The 14980-nt window shown below is 76.8% G+C and carries 17 protein-coding genes; 10 read left to right on the top strand and 7 right to left on the bottom strand.

All coding sequences use genetic code 11. The features are described from left to right. The first annotated feature begins 56 nt into the window (after positions 1-56). From ACU616_RS17775 to ACU616_RS17785, 3 genes are all read left to right on the top strand, one after another. Positions 57-482 carry a hypothetical protein gene (locus ACU616_RS17775; protein WP_446759756.1) on the top strand — a complete coding sequence of 142 codons (426 nt, stop codon included), beginning with the start codon at positions 57-59 and terminating at the stop codon, positions 480-482. Positions 483-606: 124 nt separating this feature from the next. After that, positions 607-843, top strand: coding sequence for a hypothetical protein (locus ACU616_RS17780; protein WP_446759757.1), 237 nt, complete (start codon positions 607-609; stop codon positions 841-843). 120 nt (positions 844-963) lie between these two features. Further along, a complete protein-coding gene (locus ACU616_RS17785) occupies positions 964-1548 on the top strand; it encodes an LppU/SCO3897 family protein (protein ID WP_446759758.1) in 585 nt (194 codons plus the stop codon). Between the two features lie 76 nt (positions 1549-1624). On the opposite strand, the gene ACU616_RS17790 is transcribed toward ACU616_RS17785, so the two are convergent. Then, positions 1625-2008 (bottom strand): PaaI family thioesterase, encoded by a 384-nt coding sequence (locus ACU616_RS17790; RefSeq protein WP_446759759.1) that lies wholly within the window; start codon positions 2006-2008, stop codon positions 1625-1627. Positions 2009-2092: 84 nt separating this feature from the next. Beyond that, positions 2093-2533: a GNAT family N-acetyltransferase gene (locus tag ACU616_RS17795; RefSeq protein WP_446759760.1), complete on the bottom strand. Its 441-nt coding sequence runs from the start codon at positions 2531-2533 to the stop codon at positions 2093-2095. 109 nt (positions 2534-2642) lie between these two features. Here ACU616_RS17795 and ACU616_RS17800 point away from each other — a divergent pair, with 109 nt between their 5' ends. The 6 genes from ACU616_RS17800 (at position 2643) to ACU616_RS17825 (ending at position 8816) form a co-directional block, all read left to right on the top strand. After that, entirely contained in the window at positions 2643-3665 is a 1023-nt protein-coding gene (locus ACU616_RS17800; protein WP_446759761.1) for an iron ABC transporter substrate-binding protein, read from the top strand. A 68-nt stretch (positions 3666-3733) separates the two neighbouring features. Beyond that, positions 3734-5242: an ABC transporter permease gene (locus ACU616_RS17805; protein WP_446759762.1), complete on the top strand. Its 1509-nt coding sequence runs from the start codon at positions 3734-3736 to the stop codon at positions 5240-5242. Next, positions 5239-6297, top strand: a complete 1059-nt coding sequence (locus ACU616_RS17810) for an ABC transporter ATP-binding protein (protein WP_446759763.1) — start codon at positions 5239-5241, stop codon at positions 6295-6297. The genes ACU616_RS17805 and ACU616_RS17810 overlap by 4 nt, the downstream gene beginning before the upstream one ends. A gap of 199 nt (positions 6298-6496) precedes the next feature. Then, positions 6497-7288 (top strand): aldolase/citrate lyase family protein, encoded by a 792-nt coding sequence (locus ACU616_RS17815; protein ID WP_446759764.1) that lies wholly within the window; start codon positions 6497-6499, stop codon positions 7286-7288. Then, positions 7285-8142 carry an NAD-dependent epimerase/dehydratase family protein gene (locus tag ACU616_RS17820; RefSeq protein ID WP_446759765.1) on the top strand — a complete coding sequence of 286 codons (858 nt, stop codon included), beginning with the start codon at positions 7285-7287 and terminating at the stop codon, positions 8140-8142. Before ACU616_RS17815 ends, ACU616_RS17820 begins: the two co-directional genes overlap by 4 nt. After that, complete coding sequence (locus tag ACU616_RS17825) at positions 8139-8816, top strand: glycosyltransferase (RefSeq protein ID WP_446759766.1); 678 nt, start codon at positions 8139-8141, stop codon at positions 8814-8816. The genes ACU616_RS17820 and ACU616_RS17825 overlap by 4 nt, the downstream gene beginning before the upstream one ends. A gap of 1 nt (position 8817) precedes the next feature. Here ACU616_RS17825 and ACU616_RS17830 read toward each other — a convergent pair whose 3' ends face one another. The 4 genes from ACU616_RS17830 to ACU616_RS17845 form a co-directional block, all read right to left on the bottom strand. Continuing rightward, entirely contained in the window at positions 8818-9666 is an 849-nt protein-coding gene (locus tag ACU616_RS17830; RefSeq protein WP_446759767.1) for an ABC transporter permease, read from the bottom strand. Beyond that, positions 9663-10694, bottom strand: a complete 1032-nt coding sequence (locus ACU616_RS17835; protein WP_446759768.1) for an ATP-binding cassette domain-containing protein — start codon at positions 10692-10694, stop codon at positions 9663-9665. The genes ACU616_RS17830 and ACU616_RS17835 overlap by 4 nt, the downstream gene beginning before the upstream one ends. 98 nt (positions 10695-10792) lie before the next feature. Next, the gene (locus ACU616_RS17840) at positions 10793-12226 is read right to left on the bottom strand and encodes a hypothetical protein (protein ID WP_446759769.1); all 1434 of its coding nucleotides are present in this window, start codon (positions 12224-12226) and stop codon (positions 10793-10795) included. A 639-nt stretch (positions 12227-12865) separates the two neighbouring features. Beyond that, a complete protein-coding gene (locus ACU616_RS17845) occupies positions 12866-13450 on the bottom strand; it encodes a DUF6328 family protein (RefSeq protein WP_446759770.1) in 585 nt (194 codons plus the stop codon). A 162-nt stretch (positions 13451-13612) separates the two neighbouring features. Between ACU616_RS17845 and map the strand changes: the two genes are divergently transcribed. Beyond that, positions 13613-14395, top strand: coding sequence for a type I methionyl aminopeptidase (gene map, locus ACU616_RS17850; RefSeq protein ID WP_446759771.1), 783 nt, complete (start codon positions 13613-13615; stop codon positions 14393-14395). A gap of 54 nt (positions 14396-14449) precedes the next feature. On the opposite strand, the gene ACU616_RS17855 is transcribed toward map, so the two are convergent. After that, complete coding sequence (locus ACU616_RS17855) at positions 14450-14962, bottom strand: PGPGW domain-containing protein (protein WP_446759772.1); 513 nt, start codon at positions 14960-14962, stop codon at positions 14450-14452. Between the last annotated feature and the right edge of the window lie 18 nt (positions 14963-14980).

The following is a 14980-nucleotide window of genomic DNA, read 5'->3' on the forward strand; positions in this document are numbered from 1 at the left end:
GAGACGTCCGTCGCAACGGGCCCGCCGCCCCGGGTCCCTGCGGCACAGTGGGGTGCATGAGCATCACGCCCGAGGTCCTGGAGCAGGAGTTCTCGCTGCAGACGGCCGCCACCCGACTGGACTTCCTCAGCCGGCGCGACAGCGGGGCCACGACCCTGAACACCGTTAGCGAGCCCGCGGCCGACGACTGGAGCACCCTGCTCGACGCCGGCACCTCCCTCGACGTGCCCGAGTCGCTGGAGCTGCTGGCGCTCGGTGAGGTCATCGCCCGCAAGGCCCACGACAGCCAGCTGGTCGGCTTCCGCGCCGCGCTGCGCGGCGGAGCGACCTGGGAGCAGATCGCCGCCGCGCTCGGCGTTGCCCCGGCCGAGGCCTGGACGGCCTTCCACGCGGCGATCGAGCGCCAGGAGCGCTCGGCCGCGCTCGGACCGGACGAGGCCGCCTCCGCCCGCGAGCTGGCCGGGGCGCGCCCCCGCACCTGAGGGGCCCGCAGCGGCCCGGGCAGGCGTGAGACCGGTCCGGCTGGGCACCTGTGCAGGGAGCGCACCGGAGCCGGCACCGCCGACGGGTGCCGACGACGCACCCATCGACGAGCAGGAGCCAGCCGTGTCCGAGGCCGACCGCACACCCGACCCGAGCGACCCGCGCCGCGGCATGACGCCGAAGCCCAAGCGCGGCCGGGCGCTGTTCCTCGGCACCTTCCTCGGCCTGATCGTCCTGGTGTTCCTGTTCATCACCCTGGTCGCCCAGTGCGGCACCAGTGACGACGACGAGGTCTACGACGACCCGCAGGGCATCGCGCTGGTGGTCGACGACCCGGCTCCCTCGCCCACCGGGGTCTGACCGGCGACAACGGGTCGGCAACGGCCCGCGCGCGTCGCGCGGGACGGCCCACCGCGGCTGCCATGCTCCCGGCCGTTGACCGGCGCCCGCCCGGCGCCGGCCGGAGACCAGGAGCACGACATGACCCACCCGGGGCAGCCCGGCACCCCGCCGTCGCCGACCGGAGGCCCGCAGCCCGGGCCGCAGACGCCGCCGGGGTGGTCTGCCGCGTGGGGCCCCCAGCGGCCCGGCGCCCAGCTCTTCGGTGGCCCCCAGCCCGGCGCGCCGGCCGGCACCTGGGGCCGGCTCAACCCCGGCATGCCGCCCGCTCCCGACGGGCAGCCCGGCGGTCACCCCGCCGCGCAGCACGGCGCGGACGTGCCGCCGGCCGCCCCGGCCCGCAGGAGCCGGAGGGCGCGCCACGGTGTGCTGATCGGTGCGGTCGTGATCGCGGGCGGGGTCGCGGCCGTCGACCTCGGCGGCGTCGGCGCCCCGGGGGTCGGCGACTGCGTGCAGCGGGTGGGGGTCTCCTTCGAGACGGTCGACTGCGGGAACGCGGACGCCGACGTCCGCATCGTCGGGGTCGTCGACGACGCGATGAGCGAGGACGAGTTCGACGACCTCGCCGTCGACCCGTGCACCGACTTCCCCGACGCCACCGCCGCCCTGTGGCAGCAGGACGCGGTGGGGACCGAGGGCACCGTCTACTGCGCCGAGGGCGTCTGACCCCTCCGCCGACCCCTCCGCTCCCTCACGAGCGCCCCGCCGGTCCGACCGGCGGGGCGCTCGCGCGCGTCGGGGGTCAGCGGTCGAGCAGCGCGAACGTGGCGACGGCGTGCGCGACGGCCCGGCCGTCCTGCTCGACGTCGGCCTCGCAGATCGTGAGGTGCTCGCCGCGGGTGCGCACCCGGCCACGCACCTCCAGCCGGCCGGGCCGGCCCGGCCGCAGGTAGGTGACGGTGAGCTGGCTGGTCGCCGGCACCTCGCCCTCGCCGGTGGTGGTGCGCACGGCCTGGCCCATCACCGTGTCGACCAGCGTCGCGACGACGCCGCCGTGCAGCGTCCCCGCGGAGTTGAGGTGCTCGTCGGCGGCCTCGAAGGTCAGCGTGGCGGAGCCGTCGTCGGACTCCCGCAGCGCCGCTCCGAGCCGTTCCGCGAAACCGCCCACGGGCGTGTCGTCTGCCATGGCGCGGCCGGTACCCGGCGGCACGTCCGGGACACCCGGCCGGGGACGCCGGGTCGGCCCTGGGTCCGCGACCGCGGGCGCGGGTCAGGCCGGCTCGCGGCGCATCGGCACGTGCGGGATGCCGTCCTCGACGTAGCCCGGGCCGCTGCGCCGGAACCCGAACCGTCCGTACCAGTGCTCCAGGTGCGCCTGCGCGCCCAGCGTGACCGGGACGCCGTCGCACAGCCCGATGGCCGCCTCGACCAGCCCGGCGGCCAGGCCGCGGCCGCGGGCGCTCGCGGCGGTGGCGACCCGGCCGATGGCGCGGGTGTCGCCGTCGTCGAGGAGCCGCAGGGTGGCCAGCACCCGCCCGTCCTCCTCGACCCACAGGTGCACCGTCGCCGGCTCGGTGTCGCGTCCGTCGAGCTCCGGGTAGGGGCACTGCTGCTCCACGACGAAGACGTCGACCCGCAGCCGGCACAGCGCGTAGACCTCGAACGGGGTCAGTTTGGCGAAGCGGGCGCGGCGCAGCGCGGGGGCGGTCACGGGGGATTCGTACCCGACGGAGCGCGACGCCGGCCGCGCCGTCTGTTTAGGTGTGCCTACCCTGGGCCGTGCCCGCGTGCACATTCCCGACGACCGCTGGAGGACCCCCGTGACCAGGCCCGGCCGCGCGACCGCCGCCGCCCTCACCGCGCTCGCCCTCGCCGGTGCGCTGACCGCCTGCGGCGACGCCGGGGCCTCCGACGCCGAGACGCTCACCGTCTACAGCGCCCAGCACGAGAGCCTGGTGCGCACGATGGTCGAGGGCTTCACCGACGAGACCGGCATCGAGCTGGAGTTCCGCGACGGCAGCGACGCCGAGCTGGCCAACCAGGTCGTGCAGGAGGGCGACGCCTCCCCGGCCGACGTCTTCCTCACCGAGAACAGCCCCTCGATCGACGTGCTCGACCGCGAGGGCCTGCTCGCGCCGCTGGACCAGGCGACCCTCGACCAGGTCGGCCCGCAGTTCCGGCCCGCCTCGGGCACCTGGACCGGCTTCGCCGCGCGCTCGACGGTGCTGGTCTACAACCCCGCGCAGCTGCCCGAGGCGGAGCTGCCGGCCTCGATCCTGGACCTGGCCGACCCCGCCTGGCAGGGCCGCATCGGCATCGCGGCCGGCGGCGCGGACTTCCAGGCGATCGTCGCCGCCGTCCTGGCCCTCCGCGGCGAGGACGCCACCCGCGCCTGGCTGCAGGGACTGGAGCGCAACGCGAACGTCTACCAGAGCAACACCGCGGTGATGGTCGCCGCCGACGAGGGCGAGATCGACGCCGGGATCATGTACCACTACTACTGGTACCGCGACCAGGCCGAGAACGGCCTCAAGGGCGACGACGCGGCGCTGCACTTCTTCGGCAACGGCGACCCGGGCGCCTTCCTCAGCGTCTCCGGCGCCGGGGTGCTCGCCTCCTCCGACCAGCAGGACGCCGCCCAGCAGCTGGTCGCCTGGCTGACCGGCCCCGACGCCCAGCAGCGGCTGGCCGAGAGCTCGGCGCTGGAGTACGCGGTCGGCACCGGCGTCGCCTCCGCCGAGGCGCTGCCCCCGCTGGACACCCTCGGCGCCCCCGCCGTCGACCCCGGCTCGCTCGACCAGGACCGCGTCACCGGGCTGATGCAGGAGGTGGGTCTGCTCTGAGCGCTCCCGTCCTCCCGGCGTCCCGGCAGCGGCGCGCGTCCGCGGCGCGGCGCCGCTCGCCGGTCCCCGTGCTGCTGGCCGCCGCGGTCGCGGCGCTGGCGCTGGTGCCGCTGGGCCACATCGTCGTGTCCGCCGTCGGCGTGGGGTGGAGCGGGATCGCCGAGCTGGTGTTCCGGCCGCGGGTGGCCGACCTGCTGGGCAACACCGCCCGGCTGGTGGCGGGCACCGTCGTCGTCTGCGTCGTCCTCGGGGTGGGGGCGGCCTGGCTGGTCGAGCGCTCCGCCGTCCCGGGGCGGCGGGTCTGGCACGTGCTGCTGGTCGCCCCGCTGGCGGTGCCGGCGTTCGTCAACAGCGTCGCCTGGATCTCGCTGCTGCCCGGCTTCGACACCTACGGCGGAGCCCTGCTGGTGGTGTCGCTGTCCTACTTCCCGTTCGTCTACCTGCCCGCCGTCGCCGCCTTCCGCGGCCTGGACCCGGCGCTGGAGGACACCGCCCGCGGGCTGGGGCTCTCCTCGTGGGCGGTGTTCCGGCGGGTGCAGCTGCCGCAGCTGCGGGTGGCCGTGCTCGGCGGCGCGCTGCTGGTCGCGCTGCACGTGCTGGCCGAGTTCGGCGCGCTGGCGATGCTGCGCTACCCGACCTTCACCACCGCCGTCTACGACCAGTACCGCGCCACCTTCAACGGTCCCGGCGCCACGATGCTGGCCGGCGTCCTCGTGCTGCTGTGCCTGGTGCTGCTGCTCGCCGAGATCCGGCTGCGCGGCGCCCGCGGCTACGCGCGCACCGGCGCCGGCGCGGCGCGCACGGTGGTGCCGGTGCGGCTCGGCGCGCTCACCGGTCCGGCGCTGCTGGCGCTGGCGGCGCTGGTGGCGCTCGCGGTGGCCGTGCCGCTGGGCAGCCTGGTGTCGTGGCTGGTCACCGGCACCTCCTCGCGGGTCGACCTCGCCGCGCTGGCGGGCACCACGGGGACGACGCTGGCGCTGGCCGGCGCGGCCGCCGTCGTCACCACCGCACTGGCGCTGCCCACCGGGTGGCTCGCCGTGCGCCGGCGCGGGCCGCTGACCACGCTGCTCGAGCGCTCCACCTACCTGGGCAGCGCGGTGCCGGCCATTGTCATCGCGCTGGCGCTGGTGAGCGTCGCCATCCGCGTGGTCCCCGACCTCTACCAGACCGTGCCGGTGCTGCTGGCCGCCTACGCGATCCTCTTCCTGCCGCGCGCGCTGGTGACCGTGCGCGCCGCGGTGGAGCAGTCGCCGCCGCTGCACGACGACGTCGCCGCCTCCCTCGGCGCCTCGGCGCCGGCCCGGCTGTGGCGGGTGACCCTGCCGCTGCTGGCCCCGGGCATAGGCGCCGGCGCGGCGCTGGTGTTCCTCGCGGTGGTCACCGAGCTGACCGCCACGCTGCTGCTCGCGCCCACCGGCACGACCACGCTGGCGACGGCGTTCTGGTCGGCCAGCAGCGCCCTGGAGTACGGCGCCGCCGCGCCCTACGCCGTCGTCATGGTCCTGCTCTCGGCGCCGGCCACGGTGCTGCTCTCCCGCGACGCCCTCCCCGCTGCCCGACGAGGTCTCCCCACATGAGCGCGCTCACCGTCACCGGCGTGACGAAGTCCTACGGCCGCACCCCGGTGCTCACCGGCGTCGACCTGCACGTGCCCGCGGGCACGACCACCGCGCTGCTCGGGCCCTCCGGCTGCGGGAAGACGACGCTGCTGCGGATCGTCGCCGGCTTCGACGACCCCGACGCCGGCACGGTCGAGCTCGGCGGCCGGGGAGTGGTCGGGGCGGGCCGCACCGTGCCCGCCCGCCGGCGCGGCATCGGGTTCGTGCCCCAGGAGGGCGGCCTGTTCCCGCACCTGTCCGTGGCCGGCAACGTCGCCTTCGGCCTGCCGCGCCGGCTGCGCCGCGACCGCGGGCGGGTGGCGGCGCTGCTGGCGCTGGTCGGCCTGGACGCCGCGCTGGCCGACCGCCCGCCGCACCAGCTCTCCGGCGGCCAGCAGCAGCGGGTGGCGCTGGCCCGCGCGCTGGCGCCCGAGCCCTCGCTGGTGCTGCTCGACGAGCCGTTCTCCTCGCTGGACGCGTCGCTGCGCGAGGACACCCGGCGCGCGGTCGTGGAGGCGCTGCGGGCCACCGGCGCCACCGCCGTCCTGGTCACCCACGACCAGGCCGAGGCGCTGTCGACCGCCGACCAGGTGGCGGTGCTGCGCGGCGGCACGCTGGCCCAGCTGGCCGATCCGCGCACCCTCTACCGCGACCCGCGCGACCTCGACGTGGCCGCGTTCGTGGGGGAGGCGGTGGTCCTCGACGGGGACGCCGTCGGCGGGCGGGTCGCCTCCGAGCTCGGCGAGCTGGTGCTCGGGCGCGCGTGCCCCGACGGGCCGGTGCGCGTGCTGCTGCGCCCCGAGCAGCTGCGGCTGTCGACCGGTCCGGGCCCGCGGGCGCGGGTGTGCGCCGTCGACTTCTACGGCCACGACGCCCGGGTGGAGCTCGAGCTGCCCTCGGGGTGGCGGGTCAGCGCCCGCACCGAGGGCGGCGACCTGCCGGTGACCGGCACCGAGGTGTCGATCGGCGTCGTGGGGACGGCGGTGCCCTACCCGGCATCGTCGTCGTCCGAGGTGACCGCGGCCCCGGCCTGAGGTGGGCCACGATCAGGGGACCTGATCATGGCGTGTCCTCCCGCACCGCAGACGGTGAGGGAGGACGCGCTGCGATGAGGGAGGACGCCGTTCCTGACCTCAGATGATCATCCGCCGGCCGGCACCGGGAGCGGCGGTCGAGGCATCCGGTGAGGGACTGGGTGTCGGCTGTGAGTTAGGTGTGCCTAAGCTCACTCCCGTGGACCTGCTGCTCTTCACCGTGGACCCCGGCTTCGGCCGCGACGTCGTCGCCGCCGGTGCGGCCGGCATCGTCGTGGACTGGGAACGCCGCGGGAAGGCGCGCCGCCAGGCGGGGGAGGGCACCCAGATCAACACCGACACCCTCGAGGACCTCGTCCGCATGCGGGCGGCCACCGACGGCCGGCTGCTGTGCCGCGTCAACGGCGCCGGCCCGTGGACCGCCGGGGAGGTCGAGGACGCCCTCGCCGCCGGCGCCGACGAGATCCTGCTGCCGATGGTGCGCACGGCCGCGGAGGTCGACCGGACGCTGGACCTGGTCGCCGGCCGCTGCGGGCTGGGGATCCTCGTCGAGACCCAGGACGCCGTCGACCGGGTCGCCGAGCTCGCGCGCCGGCCGCTGTCGCGCATCTACGTGGGCCTCAACGACCTGCGCATCGACCGCCGGTCGACCGAGCTGTTCCGGCCGCTGGTCGACGGCACGGTCGACGCCGTCCGCGCCGCGGTGCCCCAGCCCTTCGGCGTCGGCGGGCTCACGCTGCCCGGCGGCGGGTTCCCGGTGCCGGGGATGCTGCTGGCCGCCGAGCTGGTGCGGCTGCGCACCGGCTTCACCTTCCTGCGCCGCTCCTTCACCGCCGACATGGCCGGCCGCGACCCGTTCGTCGAGGTGCCCCGCCTGCTCGCGGCGCTGGCCGGCCTGGCCGAGGCCGACCCGCTGACCGTCGCCGACCGGCGGGCCGACTTCGTGGCCGCGGTCGAGCGCGCCGCGGCTCCCGTCCCCGTCCCGGCGTGAGCGGTCGCGCGCTGGTCACCGGCGCCGGCGGCTTCGTCGGGCGGCACCTGGTGGCGCGGCTGCGCGGCGAGGGCTGGTCGGTGACCGGACTGACCCGCGCCGACGTCGACCTCGCCGACCCGGTCGCGGCCGCCGCAGCGGTGCGCGCCGCCGCCCCCGACGTCGTCTTCTCCCTCGCGGCGAGCCGGGTCAAGGCGACGGTTGCCGAGCGGGCGGCCACCGTGGCGGTCAACACCAGCCCCTGGCTGGTCGACGCGCTGCCCGAGCGCTGCCGCGCCGTCGTCCGGCTGGGCTCCTCGACCGAGTACGCGGCCGGGCCGGCGCCACTGGCCGAGGACGCGCCGCTGCGCCCCCGCGGCTTCTTCGGCGCGACGAAGGCGGCCGGCTCGCTGCTGCTGCAGGCGGCCGCCGCGGAGCGCGGCGTGCGGGCCGCGGTGCTCCGCGCCTTCCAGGTCTACGGCCCCGGCGACCACCCGACCCGGCTGGTCCCCGTCGTGCTCGCCGCCGCGCGCACCGGGACGGCGGTGCCCCTCCCGGCCACGGTCAGCCGGCGCGACTGGGTGTGGGTGGGCGACGTCGTCGACGCCTGCGTCCGGGCCGCGCTCGCCGAGGAGCTCCCGCCGGGTGCGGTGCTCAACATCGGCACCGGCGTGCAGACGGACGTGCCGGAGCTGGTCGCCACCGCCGAGCGAGTGACCGGACGGTCGATCACCACCGCGGCCGGCGCGCACCCGGGCCGGGCCTGGGACGCCGCCGACTGGGTGTGCGACCCGCGCGCCGCCCGCGACGCGCTGGGCTGGGTGCCCGGCGTCGACCTCGCCGAGGGGCTGGCGCGGACGTGGGCGGCCGGGTGAGCGCGCCCCGGGTCTCCGTCGTCGTGCCCGTGTACGGCAACGCCGCGACGCTGCGGCCGCTGGCCGCGCGGCTGTCCGGCGCGCTCGCCGGCCGCGACTGGCGGCTGCGGCTGGTCGTGGACGCCTCGCCCGACGACAGCCTCCGGGTGGCGACCGAGCTGGCGGCCGATCCGCGGATCGCCGTCACCGGGCTGGCGGTCAACGTCGGCCAGCACCGGGCGCTGGCCACGGGGCTGGCGGCGGAGGACGCCGATGCCTGGGTGTGCCTCGACGCCGACCTGCAGGACCCGCCCGAGGCGGTACCGCTGCTGCTCGACCGGCTGGCCGGGGGCGACGCCGGCGCGGTGTTCGCCGGGCGGCGGGGCCGCTACGAGTCGCCGGGACGGCGGCTGACCGGGGAGGTGCACCGCCGGCTGGCCGCCCGGCTCACCGGCCTGCCGCCCGACGCCGGGGCCTTCCTCGCGCTGGGCCCGGCCGTGCGGTCGGCCGTCGTCGACCGGGTGCTCGGCGGGAGCGCCCCGAGCGTGGTGCTCGCCGCCGGCCGGGCGGGGACGTCGCTGGTGAGCGTGCCGGTGACCCGGGACCGCCGGCCGGTGGGCTCCTCGGCGTGGACGGCACGTGCCCGGGTGCGGCAGTCGCTGCGGTCGCTGGCGTGGGCGGCCCGCACGCGCTGACTCAGGCGCGGTTGCCGTAGCGCCGCATGGTCAGCGGCCCGAGGACGGCGACGAGCGCGACCGCCCAGACCAGCACGAGCACGACGTCGCCGCCGACCGCCTCGCCGTGCACCAGCCCGCGCACCGAGGTGACCAGCGAACTGACCGGGTTGACCTCGACGACGGCCTGCAGCCAGCCGGGCATCGTGGCGGGGTCGACGAAGATGTTGCTGCCGAACGTCAGCGGCATCAGGACCATCATGCTCCAGCCCATCACCGCCTGCGGCGTGCGCAGCCGCAACGCCAGGTAGGTCCAGATCCAGCCGAGGGCGAAGGCGAAGATCAGCAGCAGGGCGACCGCGGCCAGCACCCCGGGCAGCCCGCCGCCGGGGCGGAAGCCCAGCGCCAGACCGAGGCACAGCACCACCGTCGAGGCCAGCACGAACCGGACGACGTCGCCGAGCAGCGCCCCGACCAGCGCGCTCGGCCGCCACACCGGCAGCGACCGGATGCGGTCGAAGGTGCCCTTCTCGATGTCGGTGTTCAAGGCGACGCCGGTGTACATGGTGATCATCAGGATGCTCTGCACGAGGATCCCGGGGAGGAAGAACTGCACGTAGGCCTCGACCGAGCCGGCCAGTGCGCCGCCGAAGAGGTACGAGAAGATCAGCGTGAGCATCACCGGGAAGACGGTGACGTCGAAGAGCTGCTCGGGGACGTGCTTGATCCGCAGCAGCGTGCGCCACCCGAACGTCGCCGAGGCCGCCACCGGACCCTGCGGGCGGGGACGCTCCCCGGACCCGAGGGCCGCGAGCACGGCCGCGGTGTCGGGAGCCGCGAGGGTGGGCGGGGCGTGCTCGACGGCGGTCATCGCGGGTCCTCCGGTTCGGGGGGAGTGGGCTCGGCGGGTCGGCCGGTCAGGGCGAGGAACACCTCGTCGAGGCTGGGCTGGCCGAGCGCGAACTGCGCCAGGGGCAGGCCGGCGTCCTCGAGCGCGGTCAGTGCGCGGGCCGTGGGGGCCCCGTCAGGAGTGCGGGCGGTGAGCGCCGCGGGGTCGCTGCCCTCGGCCACCGGCACCCCCAGCACCTGCTCCAGCAGGCGGCGGGCCTCGCCGCGCCGGGCGGGATCGAGGACCCGCACGTGCAGGCTGCCCGACCCCACCGACGCCTTGAGCTGCCCGGGCGTGCCCTCGGCGATGACCCGGCCGGTGTCGATGACGGAGATGCGGTCGGCGAGCTGGTCGGCCTCGTCGAGGTACTGGGTGGTCAGCAGGACCGTCGTCCCCCCGCGGACCAGTGCCCGGACGACGTCCCAGACCTGGTTGCGGCTGCGCGGGTCCAGCCCGGTCGTCGGCTCGTCGAGGAAGACCAGGTCGGGCCGGACGACGATGCTCGCGGCGATGTCGATCCGCCGCCGCATGCCCCCGGAGTACTGCTTGACCTGCTTGCCGGCCGCCCCGGTGAGGCCGAACGCGGACAGCAGCTGGTCGGTGCGCTGCCGGGCGGCGGCCCGGGAGTAGCCGAGCAGCCGGGCCAGCAGCAGGAGGTTCTCCGCGCCGCTGAGGTCCTCGTCGAGCGAGGCGAACTGCCCGGTCAGGCTCACCCGGGCGCGGACGGCGTCGGCCTCGGTGACGACGTCGTGGCCGAAGACCCGCGCCGTCCCGCCGTCGGGGCGCAGCAGCGTGGCCAGCACCCGGATGGTCGTGGTCTTGCCCGCGCCGTTGGGGCCGAGGAAGCCGTGCACGCCCCCGACCGGGATGCGCAGGTCGACCCCGTCGACGGCGCGGGTGCTGCCGAAGAGCTTGACCAGACCCTCGGTCTCGATCGCCAGGGGGGAGCGGTCGCCCGGCCCCCGCTGGTCCGTGCCCGCCGCGATCACGTCGCCGATGTCGGCCGTCACGTGCCTCACCTCCGGGGTCGGTCCGGTGGCACCGTGCCACGCGGGTCCGACAGTCCCGACCGCCCGGCGCCAGTGAAGTCATCGGCGCGGGTCGCGGCTCAGCGGGTCCAGAGCTGCAGCACCAGGTCGGTCTTCGTCCCGGGGAACTCCCGGGTGTCGGTGAGGGAGAGGCCGGCGTCGGCGAGGATCGCGTCGTCGTCGGTGGGCACCGGCGCGCCGTCGACCAGCCGCCGCACCACCCAGACGCGGCCGGCGCCGGGCGGGGCGTCGTCGGGCGGCAGGACGACGTCGGGCCGCAGCCGCGGGGCGAGCGTGCGGACGTAGTGGTCCAGGCCCAGGGCCGCGCGCTGGTCGGCGGCGACGACCGGCTCCCCGGGCTGCTGCACCCGGGCCAGCAGGGCCACGAGGTCGTCGGAGCGCTCCCGCGGCTCCCGCACGGCCAGCGGCGAGCCGGCCAGCAGCGAGAAGGCGACCAGCGCCGCGGCGACCGGCGCGCGGGCGCCGCGGGGGAGGGCCGTGGCGCCGGCCGCGGCCAGCACGCCCAGCCCGAGCAGCCCGGCCAGCAGGTAGCGGGGGTGGTACAGCGGCCGGACCAGCTCGCCGGCGAGCAGGAGCAGCAGCGGGACCAGCAGCCAGCAGACCCCGACCACCCGCACGCCGGCACCGCGCAGCGCCCCGACCACCGCCAGCCCGACGGTCAGGTACAGCAGCGGGGTGCGGCCGCCGGCCCAGGCCTCGACCGCGAGGTCGGCGAGCGTGCCGCCGGTGTCGCGCAGGTGCTCGGCGTTGCGCGAGCCGGTGCCGTTGAGCAGGTTGACGCCGATCAGCGCGACCACCGGCAGCACGGCCAGGACGCCGGCGACCGCGACGCGGACGGCGGCCCGGCCGCGCAGCAGCAGCGCCGCGACGACGAACGCGGCCAGCACCGTGACCGCGTACCAGTGCGCCAGCCCCATCCCGGCGCCGGCGAGACCGAACAGCGCCAGGCCGCGCGGCGGCTCCTGCAGCCACCGGACCAGCCCGAGCAGCGCCCCGCCGGTGGCCAGGACGACGAGGCCGTAGCTGCGCGCCTCCACCGCCTGCTCGAGCACCAGCGGTGCCGTCGCGAGCACCAGGCCGGCCAACACGCCGGTCGCCGGGCCCGCCAGCCGGGTGAGCGCCCGGGTGGTCAGCGCCAGCCCGCCGGCGGTGGCCAGCACGGAGAGCACCCGCAGCGAGGTGTCACCGCCGAGGCCCGGCAGCGACACCCACGCGTGCACGACCAGGTAGTACGGCGCGTTGTAGGACGGCGGGACGTCGGCCAGGTAGCTCGTCACCCCCTCGCCGGTGACGATCGCGCGCAGGATCTCAGCCAGCGGGTGGCGGCCCACCTCGGCGGTGAACAGCTCGTCGAACCACAGGCCGTGACCCGGGGCGAGCAGGACCGCGCCGAGGACGACGAGCACCAGTGGGGGCAGCAGCTCGACCGGCGTCCAGCGGGGGACCGGCGGGGCCTCGGGTGCCGCGGTCGCCCGGGTCGCCGTCGTCGTCACGGAACGGAGGGTAGGCGACCCTCACCTGCGCCTATCGTCGGTGCAGTCACACAGACTGCGGGCTGTGGATCCGTGTGCCGGCCCGGGACCGGCGCCAGCGCCGTCGTCGGAGGTGGTGCGCGCACGGTTCCGGCGGCAGGGCCGGCGCGACACCGCCCACGAGCTGGCGGTGCGGCGGCGGCTGCACGCCCGTGGGGTTCGCTACAGGGTCGACGTGCGTCGTGGCCCCGTCCAGAGGCTCGCCCCGAGCCTGCGAGGGGTGAGGAGGACGGGGTCCTTACCGGGTGCTTCTGGCACGGCTGCGTCACGTGCGGGCACCTGCCGAAGGCCAACCGCGCGTGGTGGGCGGCGAAGCTGGCGGCCAACGTCGCCCGCGACCGGCGCGCCGACGCCGTGCTCACCGGGCTGGGCTGGCGGGTGCTGCGCTTCTGGGAGCACGAAGACCCCGACGAGGTCGCCGACGCCATCTGCGCCGCCCTCGGCCGCTGACCCCGCGCTGCCTCCCGCGTCCGGCCTCCGCCGCGATCATGGCGCCGCGGTCGTGCCACGCCGCGGACCGCCGGCGTGCCGGCGTCACAGCGCCATGATCGTCGCGCGGCGATCATCGTGCAGGGAGGCCGAGCGACCCGGGCGAGCCGCTCAGGCGCCGCCGCGGCGGTCGCGGGCGCGCTGCACCGCGGGGCTGCCGACCCACAACCAGCCCAGCAGCACCGCGACCAGCCCACCGGTGACCAGGGCCTGCGGCAGGGCGAACAGGAAGTCGACGACCAGCACCACCGCCGAGACGATGGCGAGGGCGAGCACGACCAGCCCGAGGAAGGCGTTGCGGTTGCTCCGCCGCAGCAGGTCCTCCTTGTCGTGCTGGCGGAACAGCGCCCGGTGCTGCGCGGCCGGCGCGATGAGCAGGCCGGTGGCCACCACGGCCGCGATCAGCGTCACGAAGTAGACGTCGCGCTGGAAGTCCGTCGCGCGGGACGTGGCCTGCTGGAACGGCACGACGAGCAGGAAGGCGAAGAGGAACTGCACGCCCGGCAGCGCGATCCGCAGCTCGTTGAGCAGCTCCATGAGCTCCCGGTCGATCCGCTCGGCACGGCTCTCGTCGCGGCCGTCGGAGCCGTCCCCGCCGGCGCGGGTCCCGTCCCCGGCCGCGCCGGTCCGCGTCGCCGGTCCCGGGCCCGGCCGCGCGCCGCGGCGTGCCCGTTGTCCCGATCCCGTGGTGGCCATGTCTCGGCTCCCCTCGTGTCCGCCGTCGCTCCCGGGGCCTCGCGGGCCCGACCGTCCACCCGCAGTGCGCCCCGCCGCAACCCCTGTGCCACCTGGCGGTGGCCGCTGTCCTCCGCCCGTGGGCACGCGTGCGGACGTGCGGCCCGCCGTACCGTCGAGGGCGTGGACCTGACCGTGCTGCCGCGCCGCACCGCCGACGAACTGGACGCCATGCGCGCCGCCGGCCGCGTGGTGGCCCGGACGCTGGCCGCGGTCCGCGCCGCCGCGGTGCCCGGCGTCCGGTTGCGCGACCTCGACGACCTGGCGCAGACGACCATCCGCGAGGCCGGCGCGACGTCGTCGTTCCTCGGCTACAAGCCGGCCTGGGCGCCGACGGCCTACAACGGCGCGCTGTGCCTGTCACCCAACGAGGTGGTCGTGCACGGCCGGCCCAGCGGGCAGCGGCTCAAGGACGGCGACCTGCTCAGCGTCGACTGCGGCGCCATCGTCGACGGCTGGCACGGCGACGCGGCGGTGACCGTGCAGGTGGGCGCCAGCGGGGCGGCCGAGGACGCCCGGCTGGTCGCCGCCACCGAAGAGGCGCTGGCCGCCGGGATCGCCGCGGCGGTGCCCGGAGCGACCCTGCTCGACGTCGCCCGGGCGATCGACGCCGTCGCCCGCGCCCACGGCTACGCCCACCTGCCCGACCACGGCGGGCACGGCATCGGCCGGTCCATGCACGAGCCGCCGTTCGTCCCCAACCGCCCGGCCGCGGGCCTGGACCGGGTGCGGCTGCACGCCGGCAGCACGCTGGCGATCGAGCCGATGCTGCTGGCCGGCGGCGAGCGCTACCGGCACAAGAAGGACGGGTGGGCGGTGGTCACCGCCGACGGCCGCCGCGCCGCGCACGTGGAGCACACGGTCGCGGTCACCGACGAGGGCCCCGTCGTCCTCACCGGAGCCTGAACGTGGACCGGCCGCCGCCCGCGGTGCGGGCGGCGGCCGGTGGGAGGGCAGCGGTCAGCCGAGGCCGACCAGGCGTTTGCTCTGGTCGACGAGGTGCCAGTGGCCGACTGCCCAGAACACGAGGGCGGCGGCCGCGAGGCCTCCGATCGTGACGGCCGCGGAGCTCACCGGGTGCTGCTTCGCGTGCCGCCAGGTGTCGACGGCCTTGCGCTTGAAGGTGGCGAAGAACCGCCGGGCCCACTCGAACTCGGTCGACCACACCCACAGGCCGACCAGGATCGGCGGGATGGTGAGCGGTCCGGGCAGCACGGTCAGCGCCACCCCGAGCAGCACGAACAGCAGCCCGACGACGAACACGGCGATCCGGTAGGCCAGCGCCAGCGGCGGGTTTTGCCGGACCCGGTCCCGCCAGGACCCGGGCGCCACCGGCCGTGGCCCGCCGAGGCCGTCGGTGCAGTCGGGGCACCGGGTGGCGCCCCTCCCGCCGTCGTGGCGGTCGTGCGACCGCTCGTCGGCCACGGTGTTGCCGGTGACGGAGACGCTGCGCGTCGCCGGGCTCCGGGTCACGGGTCCCCCTCGGACTGG

This window comes from Geodermatophilus sp. URMC 62, from assembly GCF_052931475.1.

What these genes read in the sequence shown, in the direction of transcription:
- ACU616_RS17775 (WP_446759756.1), top strand. Translation starts at nt 57, where the DNA reads ATGAGCATCACGCCCGAGGTCCTGGAGCAGGAGTTCTCGCTGCAGACG.
- ACU616_RS17785 (WP_446759758.1), top strand. Translation starts at nt 964, where the DNA reads ATGACCCACCCGGGGCAGCCCGGCACCCCGCCGTCGCCGACCGGAGGC.
- ACU616_RS17790 (WP_446759759.1), bottom strand. Translation starts at nt 2,008, where the DNA reads ATGGCAGACGACACGCCCGTGGGCGGTTTCGCGGAACGGCTCGGAGCG.
- ACU616_RS17810 (WP_446759763.1), top strand. Translation starts at nt 5,239, where the DNA reads ATGAGCGCGCTCACCGTCACCGGCGTGACGAAGTCCTACGGCCGCACC.
- ACU616_RS17830 (WP_446759767.1), bottom strand. Translation starts at nt 9,666, where the DNA reads ATGACCGCCGTCGAGCACGCCCCGCCCACCCTCGCGGCTCCCGACACC.
- ACU616_RS17845 (WP_446759770.1), bottom strand. Translation starts at nt 13,450, where the DNA reads ATGGCCACCACGGGATCGGGACAACGGGCACGCCGCGGCGCGCGGCCG.